Annotated in this window: 6 protein-coding genes; all 6 read right to left on the bottom strand. The window is 59.7% G+C overall.

Annotated features, from left to right (window positions below):
* Positions 1-640: 640 nt before the first annotated feature.
* Entirely contained in the window at positions 641-928 is a 288-nt protein-coding gene (locus tag AWC19_RS05660) for a cytochrome C oxidase subunit IV family protein (RefSeq protein WP_158090839.1), read from the bottom strand.
* A gap of 5 nt (positions 929-933) precedes the next feature.
* A complete protein-coding gene (locus AWC19_RS05655) occupies positions 934-1,587 on the bottom strand; it encodes a cytochrome c oxidase subunit 3 (protein WP_085077095.1) in 654 nt (217 codons plus the stop codon).
* 14 nt (positions 1,588-1,601) lie between these two features.
* The gene (locus tag AWC19_RS05650) at positions 1,602-2,459 is read right to left on the bottom strand and encodes a hypothetical protein (protein ID WP_142281015.1); all 858 of its coding nucleotides are present in this window, start codon (positions 2,457-2,459) and stop codon (positions 1,602-1,604) included.
* A 147-nt stretch (positions 2,460-2,606) separates the two neighbouring features.
* Positions 2,607-5,465, bottom strand: coding sequence for an ATP-binding protein (locus AWC19_RS05645; protein WP_085077093.1), 2,859 nt, complete (start codon positions 5,463-5,465; stop codon positions 2,607-2,609).
* A 130-nt stretch (positions 5,466-5,595) separates the two neighbouring features.
* The gene (locus AWC19_RS05640; protein ID WP_085077092.1) at positions 5,596-6,156 is read right to left on the bottom strand and encodes an AAA family ATPase; all 561 of its coding nucleotides are present in this window, start codon (positions 6,154-6,156) and stop codon (positions 5,596-5,598) included.
* Positions 6,153-6,821, bottom strand: a complete 669-nt coding sequence (locus AWC19_RS05635) for a TetR/AcrR family transcriptional regulator (RefSeq protein WP_085077091.1) — start codon at positions 6,819-6,821, stop codon at positions 6,153-6,155. The genes AWC19_RS05640 and AWC19_RS05635 overlap by 4 nt, the downstream gene beginning before the upstream one ends.
* Positions 6,822-7,015: the final 194 nt, after the last annotated feature.

The raw sequence follows: 7,015 nt of genomic DNA, 5'->3' as shown, positions 1-7,015 counted from the left end.
CGTCGATTCTTCCTGCCCGAACACTCGGGCAACAGATTCCCACAACGACTGGACCACTAAGACGGGCTCACCTCACCATGGGCCTGGTCATGATCAAGTGAGATTCTCAAGACGTTCGCCACCGACGTTGTCCCATACTTACGCGAGATGGGCAACTACGTCAACGCCGATTGATGACCGGCGTCGGTACCCGGAGGGCGTACTCCTGTGCGCCGGGCAGCGGACCCAATGAACCGAGGTATGCGCGTGCCGGCTCCGGGCGCAAGTCGAGTCGGTCGATGTTAGCAGGTTTCGGCAGTCGGCGAACGGTGGAGCGCGAAGCCAATGGCTTTCTCTGTCGGGGTTTTTCGAATGGAACAAGCCTGAGCCTGCGCCGCGCTCCGATCTCAGGGGGTCGAACGCGACTCAACTCAACCACCGGCTTGGCAAGCTTCCACGACCCAAGCGCAGCGTTGGGGATATCGAGGTCCAAGCCTTAAATCCTTGTGCTGAACGGCATTTGATCAGAGATTACGGATCGCGTGGCCGGCCCGCAGCGGCCAGATGCACTCCAAATGAGCCGCCTATGCTAGCTGCGCCATCACCGCGTCGGCCGGTTCGGCCAGGGATGCATGCATGTTCATTGCGCGCGTAGCTTTTTTCAAATCGACAGGTACAGGACGCATAGGGTAGTACACAATGCCAGACACCATCCACGGAATAGGTTTTGCAGCCATGGTGCCGCCTCCCGCAGCTCCATGAAAGCGTGCCCAACTACATATATTTTGGCGATGGTCACCAGCAGAATGCTGATCATGGCGAAGTCTCTACCCAACCCAGCCATATCGTGGTCAGAGCCGAGCCACCATGACACGGCGGTTAGAACCATCAGCACTCCCCACGCGCCAACCACGTAGGCCTTGTGCTTGTCGACAGTGACGGTTGTCATTAACGTCATCCCATCAGGTAGAAGAGGGCCAAGATTCCCAGCCAGAGCAGATCGACCATGTGCCAGTAGGTCGCGCAATTCTCGACGAAGCGGGACTGGTCCGGTGTCGGTTCACCTACCACCTGGGCGGCTTTGCGGCGCATGAACCTTAACAGCGTCATCGCGATGCACACGTGCAGCAGGTGAATACCAGTGATGATGAAGTAGAGTTGAAAGAAGTTGTCGGTCAGCGGGGTATGCCCGTGATCGAGCTTTGCCGACCATTCGAAGTACTTGTTGACAATGAACGCGACGCCCGCAAGGCCTGCGCCGACGAACAATCGCTGCGCTGGATCGACCTTGCCCTCTCGCAACGTCTGAACGCCTAGGGCGACGCATAGGGACGCCGTCAACAGAAAGAATGTATTAAGTATGCCGGCACTCAGGCTCACGGCGGCATGCCCGCGGGCGAATAGATCGGGATGTTGACGCCATTGGAGCATGATGTCGATGAAATAGACAGTAAAGACGCCGAGGTCGGTGAAGATCAACGCCCAGATGCCCACCTCGCCAGGTACCCAATGGCGTTCGGCGATCGCGGTTTTGCGGTCGTTGCTTCTTTCGGCCGCATGGACTGCCGGTGCCGCCACCAGGCGTCCGCGTTCGGTGTCGATGGTCAATGCCTTCTCCTACTTTACTTCGGATCTGCCGCTGTCAATGTCGAGGCGCTTAGCGCTGAGCCAACGAGGCCGCTGCCGTTAGGTGACAGGCCTTCAAGAGCATCGCCATCGTCTGGCGGCGGGTAGAGCCCGTACTCAAGGCCCCGCTCTTGGCCCTCTTGCAGGCTGAGCCGAACCTGGCGCCTGATCGCTATGCGCGCGTAGACGTCGATGATCACCAACCAGACGAAGAATTCGGTGATCGGCAGCCACATGGCGAGCAGGCCGGAGTAAGAAAACGGTCCTTCTTTGAAAAAGATGATCAGCAGACCAGGTGACCAGCAAGTGACCGAGCCCAGTGTGACAAACCCGGCCCATCGCGGAAAGATCTGGTGCTCTGGCGGGTTCAGCAGAACGCCCATCGACCACGCAACTGCCCAGGCGATGTACACGGTGATAGTGAACAGGAATCCAAACCAGCCCACGTCCCACAACTGTTGGGTGATGTGGGGATCAGTCTGACCGGCGCGGAACGCAGCGACCGCCCAAAATAGTGTGTCGAAGATGAAAAAGGTGAGACCCGCGGCGACACAGATCAGCTGTGTGAAAGTGAGGACGGGAAAACGTACCTCGGTGCGGTACGTCCACACCGCGATCGCCGCCACCCACGTTCCCCACAATCCGCACCCGGCGATCATCAGAAGACATCCGAACAAGATCCCTGGCTTGTGATCAACCAAATAGGCCGCCAACTGTTGGGCTGTCAAACTCGGGCTAGGCGTGGGAATCATTTGCGCGAAAGCCAACCACCCGACGATGTAGAGCACCGTCATGACCGGCCCGCCGGCCCATAAGGCTAGCCGGTGGGTGGTCGGGGTGAATCGCTGGTCCACCTGATTTCTCCGTCCTTCCCGCTCGAACATCTGTGATTCATTCAATCCCCTGGGGCAGATCAACGTACCCACCGAGGGTGAGGGGATTTTATCCCCTTATGCGTGCTGGCCGTGGGCCCCAGCCCGCGACCCGAGCCCACGCGCGAATCAACTTCGGTAGCCTGCGCGCGTCTTCCCCAAGGCTGCGGGCAGTTCGGCGCGAGATTCGACCCCCAGCTTCTGAAACACATGACGGAGGTGCCATGCAACGGTCGACTTCGCTAGAAACAGCGACTCCCCCACCTCCCTGTTTGTCAGCCCTTGAGCCACCATCTCGGCAATTCGCAATTCGGTGGGAGTAAGACCGTGCAAACCGGTGGCGTAGGCACGCCGCGGCTTTGCTCCGCTGGCAAGTAATTCATCGCGGGCGCAGCGGGCGATCGCGAACGCACCGTGACGGTGGGCCAACTCCATGGCACGCTTCAAAGGCGCTCGCGATTCCAAGCGGTTACCAGATTGCCGCAGAGCCCGTCCAAAATCCAACAAAGTTTCGCTGAGATCGAGGGGCGTGCCGTGTTGCTCGTGAATTTCCAGCGCCGCCTCCAATGTCACGATGCGCGCCGAGCGGTCCAGCAGACCCGATCGAGCCCGCAACGCGTGCCCGATCACACGAGGCAATTTGAACTCCTCGGCCAGGCGCAGCTCCTCGGTGATCAATTCCTCCGCCATGGCCTCATCACCGACAGCTTTGGCCGCCACTCCGGCTCCCGACCTCCACCGCAGGATCGCCGGATTTTTTGCGTCGAACACGCTAAGGGTCCGGCCCGTTGCCAGATAGGCTTGCAGCGCTCCTTGGTAGTCGCCACGAACCGCATGAAGTCTAGCCCGTGCCATATGAATCCACGACCACAGCCCTTGTGAATCCGTCGTTAGTGGAATTTGCTCAGCCTCTTTGAGTACGGTCTCGGCCTCAACGATGTCGTCTCGTTCCAACAGACAGTGCACCAGGGTTCCGCGCGCCATCGGCGCCAGCCCATACCAGCCACCGGCGATACCATCAACCGCCGCCTGGGCGTTCATCCAGGCATCGGTGATATCACCACGGGCGAAGTCGACGATCGACTGAATAAACGACGCCTCGGAGGCGATGGATGCATGCTGGCGCCGGCGAGCTTCAGCGATCACCTGGTCGACAACGCGTGAGGCTTCTTCGAGACGGTTAGAAAACACCAGCGCCAAGATAGCCAGGTTCACCGCCGCGCTGGCGAAAGTCGGCTGCTGCAACAAAACCCCGTCACGAACCGCTTCGACGGCCATGGCCGCCCCATCGTCCACCGGTGGTGTGGACATCACCGCCCGTAGTCCAGCGATCGCCAGGATTACCCGCTGACCCGGTGACTGCAGGTTTTGCCGGTCGATGTTCTCGGTCAGCTCCGTTAAGCGCACCATCGCCCGCGATAGCACTTGATCGAGGTAGTAGGAAGCGAATATCCACGCCCCTTCCGCTTCCAGGGCCAGATCGGGGTCGGTATGTTCAGCTAAGCGCGCACTGCGTTCGAATGCCATCGCGGCGTCGGAGTGTCGGCCGAAACGATAGAGCGTAGAGCCCAATGAGTATAGGCATCGCGACTTCTGGACAGGATCATGCATCAGGTCCAACGCCTGCTCGAGGTGGGCAACTCCGGATTCGGTGCCACCTCGCGCGGCCTCGAGAAGCCCCAGGTCGACAAGACAACCGATACGGCGCTCGTCTGGCACTGGTAGGTCAATAATGTGGCGCAAGTAGCGAACTGCGGTGTCGGTGGACCCTTTTCGCGCCGCCGAAGCGGCTGCGTCGATGAGAATGTCGACGGCCCAGGTATCGGTCGTCGGCAATCCCGACAACAGGTGACGCGCGATAAGGTCGGCGCTTCCACCATTGTCCCTCAGCAGTGCTGCAGCGCGACTGTGAGTTGCTGCCAACTGAGACGGAGGAATGGCTTCATAGACCGCTGAGCGAATCATGGGATGCCGAAAATTCGCACGCGGTCCTGCGGCGATAATCTGTGCACGGTCAAGCCGGTCCAGTAGCGGGACTGCAATATGCATTGGCATGTTGGCGACTTGTGCGGCCAGCGGTAGCGAGACGCTGTTGCGCAGCACCGCATAGGCGCGAGCTAATCGCAATGCGCCTTCGCCAAGTCGGCCTAGGCGCGATAGAACTCGATTTCGCACGGTGCGGGGGGCAAAGCTATCCAAGCGATCGAGGTTGGCGTCAAGCCACTGGTGCCCCTCGGTGCGGATCGTCGCCGACAACTCAGTCACCAAGAAGGGGTTTCCGCCAGTGATGATCCAGCAGCGGCGCACGGTGTCAGGCGAAAGCGCCAATTGCGGTTCCTCCCAGCGCAATAGGGTTGCTACCGCCGCCTGGGTCAATGCCGGGGGTTGGATGACCGTCATGTTATCTAGGTGAGCTAAGTGCGTCATCAGCGGCGCGTTGGCCCGAACATCGCCCGAGCGGACGGCCAGGAAAAGAGCAACGGGCAGGTCGTCGAGGCGCGCGGCGAGATAGTTAAGGAATCGCAGAGATGGATCGTCGCACAAGTGCACGTCGTCGACTATCACCGCCACTGGGCTGCTATCGCAGAGGTTGACGATCCACCAATATAAGCCGTGGATGATGGCGAACTCGTCGCCGCTATCCGCGGTTGGTGCGGCATCAGCAACAGGAAACAACGGGGTAGCTAGTCGAGCCTGCCCTGCTAACAGTCCCTCGCGTTGCGACGGCTCGGTGACGGCGAGCCAGCTGTCGATCAAACTCAACACTGTGCCGAAAGGAAAGTTCCATTCCAATTCGGAGCCACACGCATCTAGCACGGCAATCCCACTGGCCATCGCGCGGTTACGCGCTTGGGCGATGAGCGCTGTTTTCCCGGCACCGCTAGGTGCATCCAGCAACGTCACGCTGCCGTGGCCGGCCGTAGCGTGCTCAAGTGACTTAGCAATCTGATTGAGCTCGCTGTGGCGTTCAAGTAGCGGTGCGCTCATGGTTATATTGCTTGCGGTCCAATGTCATTCCCGGCATCCGGCGTCGTCTCCCGGAAGCCCACGGTCTCGACACGGCCCGCGTTTTGTCTGGCACCACCCACGCCGCCAACCCCAACATTCGATAGCACCGCTACGCGGCGTGACAACGATGGCAACTGGCAGCGTGTCCAGTTGGCGGATCAGGTAGGTCAAGAACCGGAGCGAAGCCCCGGTCGGCGCAATGGATGTCGTCGATCAAGACGATGACGGGCCCGTCGTGGGTGATGTTAACGGTCAGCCAGTACAGGCCATCGATAAATGGAAATTGATCATTGTCGACGACCCGCTTCAGAGCGCGATCAGTGTGGTCGAAGAGCGACTTGCAGATAGCTGCACGCCCCGTCAACAGGCCATCACGCGCGACGCGGTCTAGTCCCGACAGATAGTTGAGGAAGAGAGTTAGCACGGTGCCAAATGCATAATCGGTCTCGAATTCCGATACAGCGCAGCGTAAAACCTTCATGCCCGTGGCGTGCGCGTACTCCAGCGCGTAATCTAACAGCGCCGCTTTACCCATGCCGCTCGCGCCTTCGGCAACAACAAGCTTTCCGCTGCCCGCCGCCGCTGAGTCCATCGCCGCGTTGATTGACCAGAGCTCATGGTCGCGTTCGACCAAATGCGAGCACGGTATACCGGCAGCGACGAGTTTCACAGCGCACCTTTCGTGTCGGTGAGTGAGGTACCGCGCCCGCGCGCCTTCCTGAGCCGGGGGGCGTTGCTGGAGAACATAATTGACGGCAACAAGAAATCGGCTACCATCTCGCGGATGTTTGGCGTCTCGGTCGTGCTCTGATTGATCAGGATGAGATAGACGAGGCGGATCCAATCGATCAACTCGTCCTGGGTCTTGTCCGTGCGCAGTTCACCAGCTTGCAAACCGCGTTGCAGGATCGGCCCCAATAGGTTCACAACGACTTCGTGAACCTCCAAAAATGGTCCCGCAACCACATCCTGGACGCGGTCACTCGGTCCGGTCGTGAAGATGTTCATCAACTCCTCATCGCTTCGCGCAGTGTTGATGGCCGCGACCGAGGTATCGATGAAAGCGTCCGTGAACGAAATGCCCGCACCAGAAAACGGTCTGAGGTCTTCGGCGATCTCCCTGATACGTTGCAGCAGCACAGCATCGACAAGATCATTGCGTGAGGACACGTACTCGTACATGGCCTGGCGAGAAAGTCCAACGTCCCGCGCAACGTCTGACATCGTGGTTCGGTTGACGCCGTAGCGCAGAAACTTCTGCCGAGCGGCCTTAATGATCTCATCTGGTATCTGCCGCCGGTCTCGTCGGCGCTCACCGCTGGTATCAGCTGCCACTAAAGGCGCCCGGCGTCATCAACAGGATCGAAACGAACCTCGGGCACAAAAGGTCGACCGGACCAGCGGAACACCCCCTGGAATGTCGTCGGGTTGCTTGTACGTAGAGCCGACATTCTTGCGCAACTGGCGCGACGGCGCCTAGGACGCCCTGTGATGCACATAACTAGTCCGAGACTAGCCGCCGTGACAGA

The sequence above is a fragment of the Mycobacterium palustre genome, from assembly GCF_002101785.1.
Classification (GTDB): domain Bacteria; phylum Actinomycetota; class Actinomycetes; order Mycobacteriales; family Mycobacteriaceae; genus Mycobacterium; species Mycobacterium palustre.
The sequence above is the reverse complement of the archived record's forward strand: the minus strand, read 5'-3'. Positions and strand labels throughout refer to the sequence as shown.

Excerpts from the sequence above, each read along its gene's own strand:
- AWC19_RS05660 (WP_158090839.1), bottom strand. The coding sequence starts at position 928 with ATGACAACCGTCACTGTCGACAAGCACAAGGCCTACGTGGTTGGCGCG.
- AWC19_RS05645 (WP_085077093.1), bottom strand. The coding sequence starts at position 5,465 with ATGAGCGCACCGCTACTTGAACGCCACAGCGAGCTCAATCAGATTGCT.